Source organism: Micromonospora sp. DT48, from assembly GCF_049844495.1.
Lineage (GTDB): Bacteria > Actinomycetota > Actinomycetes > Mycobacteriales > Micromonosporaceae > Micromonospora.
Genome location: NZ_JBNCLE010000025.1, coordinates 24,666 through 43,105 on the forward strand (window position 1 = coordinate 24,666; position 18,440 = coordinate 43,105).

An 18,440-nucleotide genomic window follows, 5' to 3' on the forward strand; every position below is an offset into this window, starting at 1 on the left:
GAGCGAGCTGGATGAGCAACGACGAGCGAGCGGACTCCCTGGCCGAGCAGGCCGCCGCCTGGATCCCACCCTGGCAGCGCGCCGCCCCCACCGCTCCGCCCGAGGACCCCACCCAAGCCGAGAACCCCACCCCTCCCGAGCCACCCACCCCCACCTCTCCCGGCGTCGCGACCGACAACGCGGATCCTGGAGCGCAGGTGCCCCTCCAGGGCCCGATCCCCTCCATCGAGAAGGAACCGGTTCCTCTCATGGACAAGGAACCGGTTCCCCCCATTGAGACGGAGCCGGTTCCCTCCATCGAGAAGGTGGAGCCGGGAGCGGGGCGGGGGCGGCCGGGGGCACGCAAGCGTGCGGTGCCGGAGCCGCCGCCGGAACTCGACGACGCGGAGCTGCGCGGCGCGCTGGAGGCGATCCTGCTGGTGGTCGACGAACCGGTGAGCGAACTGGTCCTCGCCCAGGTGCTGGAGCAGCCCGCCGAGCGGATCGGCCCGATGCTGGACGACATCGCCGCCGGATACACCTCGGCCGGTCACGGGTTCGAGCTGCGTCGGGCGGCGGGCGGATGGCGGCTGTACACCCGCCCGGAATACGCCACCTATGTCGAACGGTTCGTTCTCGATGGGCAGTCGGTCCGGCTGACCCAGGCCGCGCTGGAGACCCTGGCGGTGGTGGCGTACAAGCAGCCGGTGACCCGGTCGCGCATCTCCGCCATCCGTGGTGTCAACTGTGACGGGGTGATCCGTACCCTGGTCTCCCGCGGCCTGATCGAGGAGTGCGGCACCGAGTCCGACAGCGGCGCCTACCTCTACCGGACGAGCACCATGTTCCTGGAGAAGCTGGGCCTGAACAGCCTCGACGACCTGCCGCCTCTCGCCCCGTTCCTCCCCGACGACGTAGAAGAGCTTGCCGATGCCGCGCGATAACCGCACCCCCCGCCCCGACGCCCCCGTCTACACCGGCCCGGAACGCCTCCAGAAGGTGCTCGCCGCCGCCGGTGTCGGCTCCCGGCGGGCGTGTGAAGATCTGATCTTCCGTCGCCGGGTGACGGTCAACGGACGGGTGGCCCAGCTCGGTGACAAGGTCGACCCGACCACGGCCGTCATCCATGTTGACGGCGAGCGGCTGGTGGCCGACACCCGGCTGGTGTACCTGGCGATGAACAAGCCGCGCGGGGTGGTTTCCACCATGGCGGACGAGAAGGGGCGTACCGCGCTGACCGACTTCCTCGGCAACCGGGTCGAGCAGCGGGTCTACCACGTCGGGCGGCTCGACGCGGACAGCGAGGGACTGCTGCTGCTCACCAACGACGGCAACCTCGCGCACCGGCTGACGCATCCCTCCTTCGGGGTGCCGAAGACCTATCTGTGCGAGGTGTCCGGCCCGATCCCACGCAACCTCGGCAAGCGGTTGGCGGCCGGCGTGGAGTTGGAGGACGGCCCGGTGACCGTCGACGCCTTCCGGGTGGTGGACAGTCTGGGGCGTACCGCCCAAGTCGAGCTGACCCTGCACGAAGGCCGCAAACACATCGTACGGCGACTGCTCGCGGAGGTCGGGCACCCGGTGAGCCGGCTGGTGCGTACCTCCATCGGGCCGATCCGGCTCGGCGACCTGCGCGCCGGGCGGACCCGGAGGCTGACCAACGCGGAGGTCGCCGCCCTGTTCAAGGCCGTGGGTGACTGAGGCGGCAGCCGCGGGTACGGCTGAGGGTAGGCTGCCTGACGGCCCGAGCGGCAGCACTCCACGACGCCGGGCATCATTGAACACGTGTGGTCAACCGCTCGCGGTCTTTCCTGATGGATCGTGAGGTACGGGCTGAGGAGGACGACGGTGGAGGAAAACGTGCCGGCCGGGCGCTGCGTGGTCGCTGTGGACGGGCCGTCCGGTTCGGGTAAGTCCACCGTCTCCCGGCGGCTCGCCACGAGCCTCGGCGGACGTTACCTCGACACCGGCGCCATGTACCGGGCGATCACCTGGGCGGTGCTGCGCTCGGGCGTCGACCTGACCGACGCGCAGGCGGTGGCGAAGGTCGCCGGTGAGGTGGACCTGCGCATCGGCACCGACCCCGCCGGATACGCCGTGACGGTCGACGGGGTGAACGTCGAGACCGACATCCGTGGCCCCGAGGTGACCGCAGCCGTTTCGGCCGTGGCTGCCGTGCCGGCGGTGCGCGCACTGCTGGTCTCCCGCCAGCGCGACATGATCGCCAAGGCGGAGCGGATCGTGGTCGAGGGACGTGACATCGGCTCCGTGGTGGCCCCCGACGCGGACCTGAAGGTGTACCTGACCGCGTCTGCGGCGGCGCGTGCCGCGCGACGCAGCGCCGAGAACGCCTCCGACGTGGCCGCCACCGCCGCCGACCTGGCCCGGCGTGACCAACTGGACTCCACCCGCAAGACCGACCCGCTGGCCCAGGCACCGGACGCGGTGGTGCTCGACACCACCGAACTCGGCATCGACGAGGTCGTGGCGCGGCTGCGGGCACTACTGGCCGAACGGTCAGTGGCGTGAACGTTCGTGCGCGCGGTGCCGCCCGCCGACCAGTGAAGCGAGGCATGGCATGAGCGACAACGGCTGGGTAGAACTGCGGGAGCCGGACGCCGACACCGAGGAGCCGACCGGTCCGCAGCCGGTGGTGGCGGTGGTCGGACGCCCCAACGTGGGCAAGTCCACGCTGGTGAACCGCATCATCGGTCGTCGGCAGGCGGTCGTGGAGGACGTGCCGGGCGTGACCCGCGACCGGGTGCCCTACGACGCGCAGTGGTCCGGGCGGGCGTTCACCGTGGTGGACACCGGTGGCTGGGAACCGGACGCGAAGGACCGCGCCGCGGCGATCGCGGCCCAGGCCGAGACCGCGGTGGCGACCGCGGACGTGGTGGTCTTCGTGGTCGACGCGACGGTGGGCTCCACCGACGTCGACGAGGCCGCGGTGAAGATGCTGCGCCGCAGCGCCAAGCCGGTGATCCTGGTGGCCAACAAGGCCGACAACACCAGCGTCGAGCTGGAGGCCACCTCGCTGTGGTCACTCGGACTCGGTGAACCACACCCGGTCTCGGCACTGCACGGGCGGGGCTCCGGTGACCTGCTCGACGCCATCCTGGCCGCGCTGCCGGAGGCGCCGAAGGTGGCGGAGTACCGCCCCCGGGGCCCGCGACGGGTGGCCCTGGTCGGACGGCCCAACGTCGGCAAGTCCAGCCTGCTGAACCGCTTCTCCGGCGAGGAACGGGCGGTGGTCGACTCGGTCGCCGGTACCACCGTCGACCCGGTGGACAGTCTGGTCACCATCGGTGGCGACACCTGGCACCTGGTGGACACCGCCGGGCTGCGTAAGCGGGTCGGCCGGGCCAGCGGCACCGAGTACTACGCCAGCCTGCGTACCGCCTCGGCGATCGAGGCGGCCGAGGTGGCGGTGGTGCTGCTCGACGCCAGCGAACCCATCAGCGAGCAGGACCAGCGGATCCTGTCCATGGTCACCGAGTCCGGCCGGGCACTGGTCATCGCCTTCAACAAGTGGGACCTGGTCGACGCCGACCGTCGGTACTACCTGGACAAGGAGATCGAGCGGGAGCTGCGCCGCATCCCGTGGGCGATCCGTTTGAACCTGTCGGCGAAGACCGGCCGGGCCGTCGACAAGCTCGCCGCCGCCCTGCATCGGGCGCTGGACAGCTGGGAGACGCGGATCCCCACCGCACAGCTCAACGCGTGGCTGACCGCGCTGGTCCAGGCCACCCCGCACCCGGTGCGGGGCGGACGGGCGCCTCGGATCCTGTTCGCCACCCAGGCGGGGGTGGCCCCACCGCGCTTCGTGCTCTTCACCACCGGTCCGCTAGACGCCGGCTACCAGCGCTTCGTCGAGCGCAAGCTGCGCGAGGAGTTCGGCTTCGAGGGCAGCCCGATCGAGATTTCGGTACGCCCACGGAAGAAGCTCGGCCCCGGCGGACGCGGCAAAGCCCACGGCTGACCCCCCAACCCGCACCCAACGCACCACCCACCCTCCTAGGATGCTTTAGGGGTGGTGGGTGGTGGTGTCACCCACTTCGGTCCATGATCGCCGCTTGTCACGGGGGCCTACCTCGACGGTCGTGCCCGGGTGGTGGGGGGAGCTTGAGGAATGCTCTGCTGCTCACCTTGCTGGGCCGATCCATCGAGCCAGACCACACATGCCGGGAGGGGCCGGTGCGAGCGGGAGAGGCTCCTGCGCTAAGCTGTACCGGCCGTCGCGGGAAGATTCTGTGGTGGCATCGGGACGTGGCGCAGCTTGGTAGCGCACTTGACTGGGGGTCAAGGGGTCGTCGGTTCGAATCCGGCCGTCCCGACAGCACGAAAGAGGCCGTCAACCGGGGTGAAAACCCTGGTCAACGGCCTCTAATTCGTATCGGGGCAGTAGAGGTTGCTGATCTAGACGGCGCGTAGCTGGGGACCACCTGGGGACCGGCGGGCCTTCAAGTGGGCGCTGAGGGCCGTTCCGGCGTCCGTAATCGACTGCCGGTCGGGGTGTAGGTAGCGCTGGGTGGTGGTCAGCGACCCGTGTCCGGCGATCTTCCGTAGGACGTGCACCGGCACGCCAGCGTCAGCCATCCAGGTAAGGCCAGTGTGCCGCAGGTCGTGCCGGCGTAGGTGCTCGTATCCGAGCGTGGTGACCACCTCATCCCAATGCGTCGCGTCGCGCAGCACGGCGGTACTGATCCGGCCCCCGCGTGGACCGGTGAACAGCCGGGAATCGGGCTTGCTTGCGGCATCCAGGCGGTGAGCCACGATCGGCCGTACCTCTTCGATCAGCGGCACCGTGCGGGCGCGCTTTCCCTTCGTGCCCTTGTCGATGAGGCCACCGGGGCCGGGCGTGGTTTGGCGGCGTACCGTCCACATCCACGTTTCCCGGTCGATGTCCTCGGCCCGCACGCCGGACACCTCGCCGATCCGCGCGGCGGTACAGGCGGCGAATATCACGACGTCGGCCCATCCGGTGAAGTGATTCGCGGACCGGTTGACCAGTGCATCGGCGAGACTGGTCAGCCTTTCCCAATCGGGCAGTGCGAGTGAGCGAGGATCGTCCAACTCGTCTTCTGCTCGCTGGTATTCGCGCTGCCACCCGGTCACCTGTGCGGGATTCCGTTGGATGATGCCGTCACGTACGGCCTGTTCCATCACGCGGACCAGCACGGCAAGGCTGTTCTTCACCGTTGATCGGCTGTATTCGTCGGCGATCCAGGAGTGAACCGCTCGATCCACCGCGCCATTTGTAATCATCCGAACGGGAATGTGACCAAGCGTCGGCACCACGCGCTTCCGCCATCCCGCCAGGTACGGATCAAGCGTCTTGCGCTCCAAGCCGCGTAGGGCCAGCGTCATCACGTTCTCGCCGTACTCCGTGAGTCGCTTGGTAGCGGCGACCGGGTCGACGCCACCCTGTGCGGCGCTGACCATGCCGTCCAGCCAGGCTTGTGCCTCTTCCGGCGTGGCGACCGTCGTTGACTTGGACAGTCGGCGCTTGCTGGTCGGGTCGGTCCACCGCACCCGCGCCCGGTACGGCCGATCGCGTCCGGGCCGGTGCTCGACATCGGTGGCCAGGCGCACGCCGATCGGTGGTTGCTGCGGCGACGCCATCAGGCCGCCTGCGGGTAGACGCGACGGGCCGACAACCACCGCTCAACGTCGGTGGTCGCGTACTTCACCACCCGGTCGGAGATCTGAATGAACGGCGGACCCTGCAACGGTTGGAGGGTGCGCCACCGCCGGATGGTCGAAGGGTCGACGTCGAGCAGCTCGGCTAGCTGCTCGGTAGACATGAACGGCTTGGGAGAGAGGCGGATGACGTTGTCTCCTTCCTGGCGGTCGGTCGCGTCTGCGGGCTGATTCTGCGGCACGAGTCGCACGGTGAGCGCCTTTCCGGGGTGGTTGGACTTTGTGGATAGACATGGAGGTATCGCTGCAGAACGGCGTAGAACGGCCCGCTGAGAGCGCCGTAGACGCAAGATCTCGGGTTCCCTGGTGTTGGGCGTTGGGTGGTTGCGTCTGTGTGGCTCTCAGCGGGCCGGGCTGCGTGGGTCGGTGGCGGTTGGTCGGTGCTCGGTGCGGAAGGGCTGAACCATCTCCGCATCTCCGCATCTCCGCAAACATGGCTGTGAGCTGGGCGAATGCTTGCGGAGATTGGTGCCGGTGGTGAGGGGTCATCTCCGCAAACGGTGGTCATCTCCGCAGCAGGTTGCGGAGATGCGGAGATCGACCGGTTCTGATGTTCCGTTCTCCGCAGGCTGTTTTGGCTGGTGGTGGTGGGTTGGTGCGGCGTTGCGGAGATGCGGAGATGGTTCAGCGGGTTTCACCCCTGGTGCTGCTCGACCCAGAACACGGACCGGTCGCCCCGATCGTTACGGCCGGCGCGGATGACGTGGTGACCACGCCACCGCCCGGCTTGACCGGTGAGGAGCCGGCCGAGTTGCAGCGGGTTGGGAAGCCTGCCGTTGTGGGTGGTGATGAACTGCCCGTCCCACGGGTCGTTCACGTCGCTGCCCAGATGCATCGGTTCGCCGTCTTGGCGGAGTTCGGCGGCGGTCATGGGGCGGTTGCCGTGGCGGTCGTGCCAGCAGGTGAGGAACGCGCGCCAGCGCGTTTCGTCTTCATCGATCTCGCGGATGTCGGCGGCGTTGGTGAGGAACCCGTCGATGCCGTGATGCGCCAGGAATCCGCCGAGGGCTTGCGCCCACGGGGTGAACTGCCGCATCGACAACCCGGTAACCCGGGGCGCACCCTGTCGGGTCCAGTCGAGCACCAGCACGAGCAGATGCCACAGCACGGTGAGTTGGTTCGCGGGATCGGTGATCCACTGGTCGAGGTGCGGGATGCCGAACCCGCGTTGGTCGCGCAGCTCGGGTCGGGGCATGTCGGGGTCGAGACGGACGCGGACGGTGCGGGAGGCCATGTCTCCGCCGACTTGCAGGTTGTTGCCGGTGGCCATCCACAGCCGGTCGTTGACCGTGGCGACGTTGCGGGACGCGCCCAACTGCCGGTCCGACCAGACGCCGGAGGTGACGAGTTGGGCGAGCACGGCGGAGTCGATGACGGTTCCCTCGGCGAGGTTGTCCCAGATGACCACGCCGACCTGTTCGGCGAGCACGGCGGTGATGGACTTGCGTAGTTCCTCATCGGAGTACGCCCAGGTCATGACGCGCTGCCCGTAGAGCATTCCCGGCCCGGCGGTCAGGATCGTCTTGCCCGATGACGGCATGGTGGCGTCGATCAGCGCGAACGGGGTCAGGGAGCGGGTGAAGTGCCGCAGGATCGGCGTGGCCAGCAGCGCCACATAGTTGGCCCGGTCCGCAGCGGATGCCCATGGGAAGTCCCGCAAGAACCGGTCGAGTAGGAACGTGCGCGCGTTGGCTACCTGCTGCGGGGTGGGCTTGTCGGGCACGGGTGGCAGGGCGACCTTGGAGGCGAGGTAGAGGCCGGTGGCCGGGTCGTAGCCGGGTTGCTGCAACAGGGTGCCGTCGCGGCGCAGCACCGGAGCGCCGATGATCCCGCGCAGCGGCGGCACGCCCGGCCACGTCTTTCCGGCTAGCACCGAGGACAGGATGTCCCGAGGTGGGGTTACCTCGTCTTCGAACATCTCCGGGTCGCCGCTGTCGCTCTTGCGGGTCTTGAGCCGGTATACGTAGGCGTGTTCGGCGAGTAGCCCGGCCAGCCCGGCGGGGTTGACCATGCTGGCCGACACCGGCAGTGGCGAGTCTTCATCGGCGGCGGTTGCCAGGCCACCGGACACGGCTTCCATGTGCACCAGCCGGCCGGCCGAGACGTACGTGTCGGGCAAGAGCCCGTCGACCAGCGCGGCCTTGAGCGTGCGGATGGTTTCCGGGCCGGAGCCGACCTGGAGGCGGCGACGCTCGCTCATGCGGCCCTCCCGAGGTCGGTCAGCCGGCGCGGCTGTCGTGCGCCGACGCGCAGCCCAGAGGCGATGGTGCGGGCAATCTCCCGGTCGGTCAGGGGCCGGCGGCCGGGCAGGGACCGGGCGGCCGGTTCCAGCACCGCGTACACGTCGGCGTCGGTCAAGGCACCTCCGGCGACCAGTTGACCGAGCGCCACGGCGGAGAGGAACAGGGCGTGGTTGCGGGTGCCCTCGGCGGCTCGGCCGAGGTGGTCGATCTGGCGGCGGATCGCCGCAGCGATGTACCGGCCGCGCCGGTCCGGTGGCAGCGCCACCGCAGTCGGCCGGTACGCCGGACGCTCCGCCGGGGCGGTCGCGGTGGCGATCCACGCCGGCAGCGGCGCGGGTTCGCAGTCCAACGCCACCAGGTACGGGCGGCCGGTGACGGTGCTGCCGGCGGCCACGACGTAACCGCCGTGCGCGCGGGTGTCGACCTTCCACCCCAACCCGCGTCCCCGATCGCTGGTCGTGTTTCGTAGCAGCGGCCCCCCGGCCGGGTGCCGGTAATAAAGGTGCGTGCCGCCGCTGGGCGTGAGGACCGTGTAGGTGTGGTCAACCCCAGGCGGCGCGGTGTCGTCTGGACCGAACCCGGCAACCCAGTTGGTTGGGGTGCCGTGCCGGCCGGCGAGGACGGCGAACACGTCGCGTCCGTCGCACACCCCGGCCCACTCCGGCGGCGGCACGTCACCCGGATGCTTCGGCACGTCGAGGTCGACCACGACCAGCCCGGACGGGCCGCACGCGATACCCACCCCATAGGGGCGGGTCGACCACGCGCGGCGGATACGGGCCGGGTCAGTGGTGGCGCGTTCCTCCCACCCCACATGCCGTCCCGCAGCCTGGCAGCGCAGGTCCGTCTGGTCGCAGCGTTCGGCGGTGCACCGGTTCGGAAACGCCGGCCGCTTCGCCTCATCGGGGTCGGTGGCATCCGGGCGGTCAGGGCGTAGCGGGAAGATGCGCCAGCCACGCGCCGCATAGGCAAGCGCAGCGGTCAACAGATCGACAGAGGGCACGACGAACTCTCCTTCCGTTCAGGTGATGTCGGCGGCGGCGCATCGATGGCCGGGCAGGACGAACCCTGGCCACCGGGTAGTGAGCGCGCGAAGCGCGCCGGTATCGGTTATCAGGCGGCCATCGGCCGCGCCGGGCGCGAGGACCGGGCCGTGCGGCGCTGGTGATGCTCTTGTGCGCAGGCGGCGCAGTCGCGGCGTTGCAGGTAGGCCGGACGTCCGCTGCGGGTGTCCGTGCCGTCGACTCGTTGCCCGCAGATGTGCGGGTAGGGCTCGGCATCGGTCACCGGTCGGCCGAGCGCCGCACTCGCGGCAAGCCACCGCGCGGCCATCGGCTCACCTGGGCCGGGGCCGGGCGGCGATCGCGGCGCGGGTGACGGCGTGCCGCAGGTCGCCGAGTAGGCCGACCAACTGACGGCGGGCGGCCAGCTCGGCGGGGGCGAGGGCGACCCGGACACGGATTTCGGCGTGGTCGCGGCCGGCGGCGCTCCGCACCCGTACCAGGACGGCGCGGGCGTGGCCGGAGATGTCGACCACGATTTCCTCAGAGCGGTGTTCGCCGAGGTTGCAGCGGTGGTCCCGGCCGCACCAGTCGGTGTGACCGGGTGGCCGGCGTGTCACCGGCCAGCCCGCCGGATGCGGCGGATGTGGTTGACGGCGCGGCGACCGATGCGCAGCCGCAGTCCGGTGCCCGAGCAGCGGCGGCAGTCGGGCCGTCCGCGTAGCGCGCGGGGGTGGGTGATGCGGCGGCGTAGCCGCTCCCACAGGCGGAGCGGGGCGGTGCCGGTGCCCTTGCAGCGGTGACAGGCAGTGAACGGCCGGACGTAGCAGGCGGCGGCGTAACCGACAGCCACGGTTAGGGCAATTCCGGCGAACCAGACTACGGACATTCCGGGCATGTTTGTGCTGGTAGCGGCCACGATGGGGGTCACTGGAGGCTCCAAACGGGGGGTTACCGGCGGTAGGCGGGGTACGCCGCTACCGCTACCGGTGAAGATCGGTGCTGGTGGGGCGGGTAGCGGCCGGGGTAGCGGTGCCGCTACCCCTCATCGGTTCGCTACCCGCCCCGCTACCGGCGTTCAGCCGCCGTCGCCGTCGCGTCGCTGGGCGGCGGTGGTGATGTCGGCGAGGTACGCGCCTTTGCGGGTCGCCCCACCGGATTTCACGTTGCGTGACTCCACGCCCTTGGCCCGCACCAGCGCGGACAGTGCTTCCGGGGTCACCGCGGAGTACGCCTCAGGGAACCGGTCGGCCAGCCGGCCGGCGAGGGTGTCCCAATGCTGGCCACGCTCGGACGGCACCCACACCGCCCGAAGGTCGTCCAGCACGTCCCGCACTGTCGGTACGTCGGCCGGGCCGGTTATGCCGCCGCGCAGCGCCACGCCCCGCGCGCAGACCTTCTCTACGGCGGCCCGGTCGAGGTAGGCGGCGCGCACGGCGGTCATCGGCCCGTAACCGACCCGCACACCCCACCCGGCGTCCACGCCGATCTCGAACTGCGTGGGCCGGGCACCCTGCCGGTACGCGCCGGTGCCCAACGCCAGATCCGTCTCAACGTGCGACGGCACGGCGAGGCAGGTGCGGTTGGCGATGTTGGACGTGACGCCCTTGGGCAGGGACTCCTTGTCGATGCGCTGAGTCATCAGCACCATGTGGATACCCAGTGCCCGGCCGCGTTTGATGATGCTGGTCATCGCGGCGGCGGCGGACTTGCCGATCTCCGGATCGGTGATGAGTTCCTGGACCTCATCGATCGCGGCGACGATCGGCCGCAGCCGGGCGTCCTTGGCGGCAATCGCCCGGTTGAGCTTGTTCTCCGTGTTGAGTCCCTGGGTGGCGTAGTGCTTGATGCGTGGGCCGCGCACGTCGCACTCCTTGAGCAGCCACATCAGCATCCGGTAAGCGTTTTGCTTTGTCCCCTCGTCCGCCCCGGACCCGAACAGTTCCGGCGGGCACAGGGGTTCGAAGGCGTCGAAGTCACCGCGTCCGGCCAGGTCGAACACGGCGAACTGCACCAGCGGATCCAGCGCCATACCCGCGAGGATCACCCGGGCGGACAGGGACTTACCGGAGCCGGGGAAGCCGGCGAACAGGCTGTTGCGCTCGTCCATGCGGTAATCGACCGGCCGCATACGCGGGTCGAACCCGTACACGAACGGCTTGAAGTAGTCCGTCTGCCCACCGCGCAGCAGCGGCCAGGGCGGTTGCTTCATCGCCGAGACGGGCCGGTCGGCCACCCACAACGCCAGCCGGGACGGGTGCTCACGGGGCATGACCTCCGGCCACACCTGATCCATCGGCAGGCGCAGCCCACCGGCCAGCTTGTCGCGTTCCTCCACCACGTCCACCGCGATCACCCCATCAGGCAGATCCACGATGGCCAGGTAGCCGGGTCCGTCGCGGCGGATCTCGCCCACTCCGGCGGGGAACACGATGTCTTCCGGTCGTTTGACCAGGCCGGTGGCCATGATGCCCTTGCGGGTCAGCTCTGCCGTCAGCTTCCGGTAGACCGGCCGCACGACCGTGCGGGCCAGGATCGGCTTGTCCATGGGCCGTCCGTAACGGGCCAGCCCGACCAGCCCGGCGGCCAGAACCGGAAACTTCACCCACCACGGGGTGATGTCCGACGCCAGCACCAGGCCGCCGGTCCCGGTGGCCAGGGTGCCTGCCCCGGTGACCCACCACCGCCAGGACGCCTGCCGCATCCGGTGCCGGTCCAGGTCAAGCCACGTCTTCGGGTCGTTACGGTTCGCGGCGTCCTGCCGCAGATGCCAGTTTCCCGCCTCAGCGCTGGTCCAGCCCAACACGCGGCCGATCAGGCGAGCCGCGCCCTTGGGCGCGTACCAGGCGACCTTGCCCACGTAGACCGGCGACAGCACCACATGCGTGCCGACGTGGTAGCCGGCGGCGTTGACCGCGCGCCGCATCATGTCTCGCCGCTGACCGGGGTCGGTCAGCCACAGCGGCAGCATCGGCCCGCCACGGCGGTCCAGCAGCTCAGCCAGGTCGGGACGGCGGTCGGGCGGGTCGACTACCTCGCCGGTCAGGACCGGTTCCGGGGCGACGGTTTCGGCGTCGGCCGCGTCGGCGGCGGACAAGCCCTGCGCGGCGGCGGCACGGTCCGCCCGCCGCTGCGCCAGATCCACAATCCGGGCCGCCTTCTCATCCGGCGGCGACCCGGCAGGGTTGGTGATGGGATCGCTGGTCATGATGGGGGTTCCTCCAACGGTCGGGAGATCGGTAAGGGGCCGGCGGCACGGCGCAGGTTGGTAGCCAGGGGCCGTGCCGCCGGGCGGTGCTAGATGGCGCAGAACAGGGCGGCGATGAACAGCCACCCGACGTGCCACGACTGATCGAGGGCGTACGCGCCGGTGCCCAAACTCGGGTTGTCGTCACGGCCGGGCCGGGGTGTGCCGAGCCGGTAGAACGCGGCGCTGCCGGTCTGCTCAGCGATCCATCGCAGCGGGGTGCGCCGGTCAGCGATGTAGTGCGTCACGGCGGAGATGCCGAGCCCGACCGTGACGCCGGCCGGGTCTAGGCGGAGGCCGGTGCCGGCGATTAGGAACACCAACGCCAGCACCGCCGTGCCGGTGTAGGTGGCTACGTGCGCGGCGCAGGCGAGGCGGCCGGTCCAGCCGGGCTGGCCCTTGCAGTCGGCCTGGTGCTGGGTCTGGACCCAGTGATCGGCGACCTGGTGGGCGGCGTAGAGGGCGACGAACACGGCCGCGAACACGGCCGCGCGGGAACCGGTGGGGTCTGCGAGCATGGGTGTCTCTCCCAAGGTCCGTGAGGGTTGAGGGTTGAGGCCGGCAGCGCAGCTCTTGGCCTAGGAACCGTGCTGCGCTGCCGGGCGGAACTAGTCGTGCGAGCGAACGAGGTGCGCCAGCGAGGCACCCATGCCGAGCACCGCCACTGGCAGACACGCCACGGCGGTGGTGATCCACCACGGGGCCGACTCGACACCGGCCGCGACCAGCAGGTGATAGGCGACCTGACCGAGCGCGCCGACGAGCAGCGACGCGATAGCCGACCACTTTGCGAACCGGCGTGCCCGCTCGGGTACGCGGCCGGACAGCCAGACGTAGAGGGCGTACGCGCCGTAGGTTTCGACGCCGATGGGCAGGGTGATCGCTGTGTTGATGGCAAACCCGTCGGCGATACCGGGTAGCGGGTGCACCACCCCGAACCCGGTGAGTCCGCCGAGTCCGACCCACCCGGACCAGATCGCCACGAACGCCGGCAGCGCCAGCAGGATCACCGGCCACACCACCGCCGACCGGACCGGCGCTGCCGGGGTGGGCGTGTCCGGGTGACCGACCGTGCCCAGCTCGGCGGGCGGCGTGACGGGCGGGATCTTCACCGGCTCGGCGGGCGGCGGCGCGTGCTCGGGCACGACCGGCGTCGGTGCCGGGTCCGGGCCGATCGGCTCGGCGTAGTCCAGCCGGGGCGCGGCCGGCGTGTCGGTGTCGGTGTTTGGTGCCAGCAGGGCACCCCGGACGGCCATTGCGGTCCGAAGGGTGTCGGTGCGGGTCCGGTCGGCGTGCTCGGCCCGCAGTCGGGCGAGCAGTTCGTCTGCCTTCGGTGCGCCGATGCGGAACTCGCGCATCAGCCGGTTGCGGGACGGGAACTCCTGCCCGTCCGGCAGTTCCAGGGCACGAGCGACCGGCATCAGCGCGTCGACGGGTTGCGGGTACTTCGTGCCGTTGATCGTGGGGGCAGTCATCGCGGGTGTCCTCCCGGTCAGTGGTTGAGGAAGTCGGCGAGTAGGTCGCGGTGCGCGGCGAACACCTGCCCGTCGTGGGTGTCGGCGAGGTGGCGGATCAGGCAGGCGTAGTCGGCGGCGGGGATCCAGGCGGCACGGCGGGCGTCGTCGCGGCCGGTCACGGCGGGCAGCGTGCGGAAGGCGCGGCCGGCGTCGATGTGCACGGGGGTGGTGACCATCCATGCCTCATCGCTGGCGCGGGGGTCGGGGACGTACCGGGGCGGCAGGGTGACGTGCGCGTCGGTGCGGTGCACGGTCAGGCCGGTTTCCTCGGCCAGTTCGCGGTAGGCGGCGGCGGTGGGGTCTTCGCCGGGGTCGACGTAGCCGCCGGGCAGCGCCCATCCGTGTCCGTCGCTGCGTTCGATCAGCAGGAGCCAGCGGCGACCGTGGACGGTGGCGGTGACGATCGCGTCAGCGCACTGCTGCTCGCCCCAATGGCCGAGTTCGTTGCGGCCGTAGCGGATACCGGTCGGCGCGTACGGGTTGACCGGTCGCCCGTCCACGAGCGGGAACGGGATCGCGGCGGCGGCCCGGCGGGCGGTCCAGTCGATGCGGGTCGGGTCCATGAGCGGGTCGGCCCACGGCGCTCCGGCGGCGATGCCGTCCAGAACGGATGGGTGGGTGTAGGTGCGGGTCATGCGGCGGCCTCCTGGGGATAGGCGCAGTCGACGCACTCGCCGAGCGAGCGCGGGATGCAGTACGGGCGCACCGTGCCGCAGGTCGGGCAGGTGCGACGGGCGGTCAACGCCGCGTGGATCGCGCGCAGTTGCGCGGGGGTGGCGGTGCGCTTCGGCCGGGCCAAATCGAGGCGGTACAGGTAGGCGGTGCGGGTGCCACCGACACCGCGCCAGAGGATCTGCGCGGCGATCGGTTGGCCACCGGGGCGCAGGCCGGCGGCGCGCAGTTGGCGGCGGGTGGCGTAGCCCGGCGGTGCGCCGCGCCACCAGAACGTCGGAATGCCGTACCGCGTCCCCTCGGGGTCGTAGTAGGCGGCGCGGATGCGGGACATCAGGCCGCGCGCTGCGGGTCGGTGCTGCGGTCGGCGAGGTCGGCGGCGGCGCGGGTCACGCGGGCCTCAGCCCGGCGCAGCCTGCGCCAGTCCAGCGGCGAGGGTCCGCCGTGGTCCTCGGCGTAGATGAGGGTGATCTCGGCGTCCAGCTTGTCCAGCTCGGCGGCGATCAGCGGCCACTCGGTATCGATCGCGGCCAGGTCGGCGGCGGTCGGCTCGGCGGTGACGGCAACGAGGTGCTTGCTCACGGGAACCTCCGGTACAGGTCGCAACAGCGGGGAAACCTCGGAGCCGGGCCGATGACGGCCACCGGTCGGCAGTCGTCGGCGGCTCGGATCCGAGGTGGTGCGGCACGCGATATCCGCGCTGCTCGCCCTGCTCGCCCGGGACCTACCGGGGTCGACCACCAGGTGGTTCAAGGCAGGGATGCCGCTCGGCGGCGTCTCGCGTGCTCATTCCTGTCGCTGTGGAGTTCTCAATGAACGGCCTGATCCGGCGTCTCATGGGCGTGCGGCAACGGCGTGCCGTGGTTCCCCGAGCCATCCGGCCGGTACAACTTGGCGTTGTATTCGTGACGCTACAACGCCACGTTGTATTCGTGCAAGCACCTGTACCGCGTAGGCTTGTACTGATGACTGATGCAGACCTGCCCGCCGACTGGTGGACGACGGACCACGTACGCACCTACTTGGCTTCGGTAGGTGCCCCGATCAGTCGCGCAACCTGGGCTTCCTACGTCTCACGCGGGCAGGCTCCCGCGCCTGACCGAATGTTCGGCCGGTCTCCGGCGTGGCAGCCCGAGACCATCCGGAAGTGGCAGGCCGAGAGGCCGCGTAGAGGCTCCACCGGCTAGGTCGGATCATCTGGTGCCTCCTGTCCTCGGCTCCCGTCTGCGGCGGCACCTTGCTCGCCTGCCAATGAGACTGCCCGCCGAGCAGCGATCCGGGCAGGTCCTACGCACGGACACGAAGGACACGACCTATGTCCACTGAGGTCCCACGGCAGTACAAGCCGAACCTTGTGCTGGTCAACCGCCGGAAGGCGGTCGGTTGGGAGTCGCGCAAGCGCGCTGCGCGGGAGCTGCACCGCGTCGGCCAACAGCGCGGCATCCGCGAGACGCCCACCGTCGAGGCCATCGAAAAGGCGATGTACCGGCACGAGACCGGGCGCGTAGCGGTCACCGACCCCATCTACCGGCAGCTCTACTGCCTGGCGTACGACGCAACGCCCCACGACCTGTTCGGCGAACTGACCGGCGGCACTGAGGACCGGCCACATTTCACGGCACGATCCCACAAGTTCGTGACGGCGTTCGTCGGCGCTGAGGGGGCCGCCCCTCTACGGGGGATTGCAGGCTGCGCGCCAGCCGTGGGGGAGTGGCACACCTGCTACTCGGCACCCGTCGAGCACCCGGAAGGCGACTGCACCCTGTACGTCTGGCCGTGCGGGTCGGTGGTCTTCCACCTTGTCGAGCCGGTGCAGTTGTCCACGATTGCGGCGCTCGCCGCATGGCGGGCGGTGTCGTATGGCGACAACATCAAGTGGGCCATCGACTACCTCGCGCCCGTCGCGCCGGTCGAGGATGAATCTGCGGTGTACGTCCTAGGTGCTCATTGGGTTGTTGAGCCAGCGTGGCCGGCTGAGTTGTTGGAGACTGCGCTACGCATTATGTCGACGCCAAAGGTGCTGCTGCACCGAAACCGTGCCATGGATGACGAACATCTGGCACATGCTGAGCTGATTGAACAGTCGTTGCTCTCTGAGGCGTATGACCACGTAGGCATCGAGTCATTCGGCGTACGTGGTATTTCGGCGGGCTACGCCTCATGGTCCGGCGTCGTGTACCACCCGATCTCGGCTGAGCGTTCCTTGACGGAAGCCGAGATGACTTCTTGTGAGCTTGCGATTCAATCCATGTGGGCATACTGCGACGCAATCGCCCGTCAGGTAGAGCAAGGGCAAGACCCACGGGTGCCGTCGGAATATGGATGGCGCTACCTTCGTGGAGTACGCTCCCGACTCACTGTTTCCCGACTGCGGGAGACCGGACAGCACCAAGCGATGCGTCGCGCAATTCTACGGACGTGTGATCTAATGCCGGCACTAGACCAAGCCATCGAAACCCTCCGTGATACGGATCGAGGTTAAGCCAATGACATCGGGTCGCCCGGTACTTGTCGTGACCGACATGCAAAACGGCTTCGTGCGCGAGCAGTCGGCGCACATCGTTCCTGTCGTTGTCGACCTGGTGCACCGCTGGCAGGCAGCCGGCGGCGATACGCTTTTTACTCGATATCTGAACTATCCTGGCAGCCCTTTCGAGCGCTTCTTTGGCTGGCAACGGCTCCAGTCTTCCCCAGACATTGACTTCGTGCCTGAGTTGCGCCCGTACGTAGATCAGGGCGTGACGCTGGACAAGAGAATCTACAGCCCGTTCACCCCAGAGGGAATCGCGCTATTCAAACAGCGCGGATGGGAAGAGTTCTACATCTGCGGGATCGCTACCGAAAGCTGCGTCTTGAAGGGGGCCGTCGACGCGTTCGAACACGACTTCACCCCATGGTTGATCGCGGATGCATCGGCGAGCCACGCGGGCACGGAAGCGCACGACGCAGGACTGCTGGTCGCGCGACGTTTCATCGGCCCTGGTCAGGTGATCCGGCTAGCTGACATCCCTGCCGTGCTCACCAACCTGTCACCGTAGTCACCGCGCAGCCAGCCTAGCGGGGCGATATGGCCGTCAAGGCTGCTCCTCGGTTTGGTGCTGGCTGTTCTTCCTGATTCTGTCTCGTGCCCTTACCTCAGTTATCGAGCAAGCAAGTCCAATGTAATGACAGTGAGCCCGCGATTCTAGGGGGTGTTGTGGATAAATCTTTTGCGGTCAAAACCGTGTCGGCGAAAGTCTCCCTATCGGCCGCTCGGTTCAAGTTGCGGGATTTGTTGTGGTTTGCGAATCTGGTCGGCCCTGGAGAATGGGCAGAATGGACGTGCAGCGACCAAGACATCCGAACCTTTCCCCGAATGAAATCAAGGCAGAGGATCAATGCCGACGTCCGCATTTTCTATCGGGCCGACTCGTTAAAGGGTTTAGTGTTGGCTGGGCCGCGAGGAAGAGTGACCGACTTGCGGGCGCGCATCAGGACGAAGGAGGGCGAGGTGACTTTTTGTTGTGGGGGGCGTTAGGCGATTTTCAACAGGGGCTACGCTTGCATTCGAAGGTCCAGGCGAAGAACTTCCCGAGAGCTTCCGAGTTCTGGTGGGGAAGCTTATGGCCCCCCGTGCATCTCAATCCGCTCTCCGAATGATTCTAGCGATTTTCGCATTTCTGCCTACGGTGGCCTATTACTCTTGGGCAATGCCTCTCGTGTATAACCTTATTCCCGAGATGAAGGACGATGGAGAAGTTGTCTTGTCCTTCGCTGTTGCTATCGCTATCGGCATCATTCCATTCGTGGTGTCGCTCGTCGCGTTTGAAGCTATTTCCGCGAGTGCTGTTCGCCTTCGCCCGCTAGTTCGCGTGAATGCGAGGATGAGACTCAGGGACGCTCGCAAATCATCCGCGCAATCCGCTCGCCGCAATTGGCATCGCTTTAGGTATGGAGATCATCAATTTAACGCGGTCGCGATAGCTTTTATTGCGCTAGTGGTGGCTATTCTGGCATGGCTATTTCCGATGAAGTAGAACACGACGGCGCTCAGGGACCGGACCAGATGGTTCAACGCCGGCCGGTCATACGGTCATCCGTA

General features: G+C 68.8%; 20 protein-coding genes and 1 tRNA gene. 8 read left to right on the forward strand and 13 right to left on the reverse strand.

Features of this window, described 5'->3' with window-relative positions; all coding sequences use genetic code 11:
- Positions 1-11 precede the first annotated feature (11 nt).
- The 5 genes from scpB to ACLQ2S_RS24205 all read left to right on the forward strand — a co-directional run bounded on the left by scpB (position 12) and on the right by ACLQ2S_RS24205 (position 4,313).
- The gene (gene scpB / locus ACLQ2S_RS24185; RefSeq protein ID WP_155222056.1) at positions 12-923 is read left to right on the forward strand and encodes an SMC-Scp complex subunit ScpB; all 912 of its coding nucleotides are present in this window, start codon (positions 12-14) and stop codon (positions 921-923) included.
- Entirely contained in the window at positions 910-1,680 is a 771-nt protein-coding gene (locus ACLQ2S_RS24190; RefSeq protein ID WP_155222057.1) for a pseudouridine synthase, read from the forward strand. Before scpB ends, ACLQ2S_RS24190 begins: the two co-directional genes overlap by 14 nt.
- A gap of 147 nt (positions 1,681-1,827) precedes the next feature.
- Positions 1,828-2,508 (forward strand): (d)CMP kinase, encoded by a 681-nt coding sequence (cmk, locus tag ACLQ2S_RS24195; protein WP_309223906.1) that lies wholly within the window; start codon positions 1,828-1,830, stop codon positions 2,506-2,508.
- A gap of 49 nt (positions 2,509-2,557) precedes the next feature.
- The gene (gene der, locus ACLQ2S_RS24200) at positions 2,558-3,958 is read left to right on the forward strand and encodes a ribosome biogenesis GTPase Der (protein ID WP_425703023.1); all 1,401 of its coding nucleotides are present in this window, start codon (positions 2,558-2,560) and stop codon (positions 3,956-3,958) included.
- 281 nt (positions 3,959-4,239) lie between these two features.
- Positions 4,240-4,313 (forward strand) — tRNA-Pro (locus ACLQ2S_RS24205).
- A gap of 82 nt (positions 4,314-4,395) precedes the next feature.
- Here ACLQ2S_RS24205 and ACLQ2S_RS24210 read toward each other — a convergent pair.
- The 13 genes from ACLQ2S_RS24210 to ACLQ2S_RS24270 form a co-directional block, all read right to left on the reverse strand.
- The gene (locus ACLQ2S_RS24210) at positions 4,396-5,601 is read right to left on the reverse strand and encodes a tyrosine-type recombinase/integrase (protein ID WP_425703025.1); all 1,206 of its coding nucleotides are present in this window, start codon (positions 5,599-5,601) and stop codon (positions 4,396-4,398) included.
- Positions 5,601-5,783, reverse strand: coding sequence for a helix-turn-helix transcriptional regulator (locus ACLQ2S_RS24215; RefSeq protein WP_425703084.1), 183 nt, complete (start codon positions 5,781-5,783; stop codon positions 5,601-5,603). The genes ACLQ2S_RS24210 and ACLQ2S_RS24215 overlap by 1 nt, the downstream gene beginning before the upstream one ends.
- A 530-nt stretch (positions 5,784-6,313) precedes the next feature.
- On the reverse strand, positions 6,314-7,879 hold the full coding sequence (locus tag ACLQ2S_RS24220) for a hypothetical protein (protein ID WP_425703027.1): 1,566 nt from the start codon (positions 7,877-7,879) through the stop codon (positions 6,314-6,316).
- Entirely contained in the window at positions 7,876-8,925 is a 1,050-nt protein-coding gene (locus ACLQ2S_RS24225) for a bifunctional DNA primase/polymerase (RefSeq protein ID WP_425703029.1), read from the reverse strand. The genes ACLQ2S_RS24220 and ACLQ2S_RS24225 overlap by 4 nt, the downstream gene beginning before the upstream one ends.
- A 110-nt stretch (positions 8,926-9,035) precedes the next feature.
- The gene (locus ACLQ2S_RS24230; protein ID WP_425703031.1) at positions 9,036-9,254 is read right to left on the reverse strand and encodes a hypothetical protein; all 219 of its coding nucleotides are present in this window, start codon (positions 9,252-9,254) and stop codon (positions 9,036-9,038) included.
- Between the two features lie 4 nt (positions 9,255-9,258).
- Positions 9,259-9,543, reverse strand: a complete 285-nt coding sequence (locus tag ACLQ2S_RS24235) for a hypothetical protein (protein ID WP_425703033.1) — start codon at positions 9,541-9,543, stop codon at positions 9,259-9,261.
- Positions 9,540-9,812 (reverse strand): hypothetical protein, encoded by a 273-nt coding sequence (locus ACLQ2S_RS24240; protein ID WP_425703035.1) that lies wholly within the window; start codon positions 9,810-9,812, stop codon positions 9,540-9,542. Before ACLQ2S_RS24240 ends, ACLQ2S_RS24235 begins: the two co-directional genes overlap by 4 nt.
- Positions 9,813-10,001: 189 nt before the next feature.
- Complete coding sequence (locus tag ACLQ2S_RS24245) at positions 10,002-12,131, reverse strand: FtsK/SpoIIIE domain-containing protein (RefSeq protein WP_425703037.1); 2,130 nt, start codon at positions 12,129-12,131, stop codon at positions 10,002-10,004.
- An 89-nt stretch (positions 12,132-12,220) separates the two neighbouring features.
- The gene (locus tag ACLQ2S_RS24250) at positions 12,221-12,688 is read right to left on the reverse strand and encodes a DUF3307 domain-containing protein (protein ID WP_425703039.1); all 468 of its coding nucleotides are present in this window, start codon (positions 12,686-12,688) and stop codon (positions 12,221-12,223) included.
- 90 nt (positions 12,689-12,778) lie between these two features.
- Positions 12,779-13,645, reverse strand: coding sequence for an ABC transporter permease (locus tag ACLQ2S_RS24255; protein WP_425703041.1), 867 nt, complete (start codon positions 13,643-13,645; stop codon positions 12,779-12,781).
- 17 nt (positions 13,646-13,662) lie between these two features.
- On the reverse strand, positions 13,663-14,322 hold the full coding sequence (locus tag ACLQ2S_RS24260) for an NUDIX domain-containing protein (RefSeq protein ID WP_425703043.1): 660 nt from the start codon (positions 14,320-14,322) through the stop codon (positions 13,663-13,665).
- The gene (locus ACLQ2S_RS24265) at positions 14,319-14,693 is read right to left on the reverse strand and encodes an RRQRL motif-containing zinc-binding protein (protein WP_425703045.1); all 375 of its coding nucleotides are present in this window, start codon (positions 14,691-14,693) and stop codon (positions 14,319-14,321) included. The genes ACLQ2S_RS24260 and ACLQ2S_RS24265 overlap by 4 nt, the downstream gene beginning before the upstream one ends.
- On the reverse strand, positions 14,693-14,941 hold the full coding sequence (locus ACLQ2S_RS24270; protein WP_425703047.1) for a DUF6284 family protein: 249 nt from the start codon (positions 14,939-14,941) through the stop codon (positions 14,693-14,695). Before ACLQ2S_RS24270 ends, ACLQ2S_RS24265 begins: the two co-directional genes overlap by 1 nt.
- Positions 14,942-15,674: 733 nt before the next feature.
- Between ACLQ2S_RS24270 and ACLQ2S_RS24275 the strand changes: the two genes are divergently transcribed.
- From ACLQ2S_RS24275 to ACLQ2S_RS24285, 3 genes are all read left to right on the forward strand, one after another.
- On the forward strand, positions 15,675-16,841 hold the full coding sequence (locus tag ACLQ2S_RS24275) for a hypothetical protein (protein WP_425703049.1): 1,167 nt from the start codon (positions 15,675-15,677) through the stop codon (positions 16,839-16,841).
- A gap of 4 nt (positions 16,842-16,845) precedes the next feature.
- Complete coding sequence (locus tag ACLQ2S_RS24280; protein WP_425703051.1) at positions 16,846-17,397, forward strand: cysteine hydrolase; 552 nt, start codon at positions 16,846-16,848, stop codon at positions 17,395-17,397.
- 651 nt (positions 17,398-18,048) lie between these two features.
- On the forward strand, positions 18,049-18,375 hold the full coding sequence (locus tag ACLQ2S_RS24285) for a hypothetical protein (protein ID WP_425703053.1): 327 nt from the start codon (positions 18,049-18,051) through the stop codon (positions 18,373-18,375).
- Positions 18,376-18,440 lie beyond the last annotated feature (65 nt).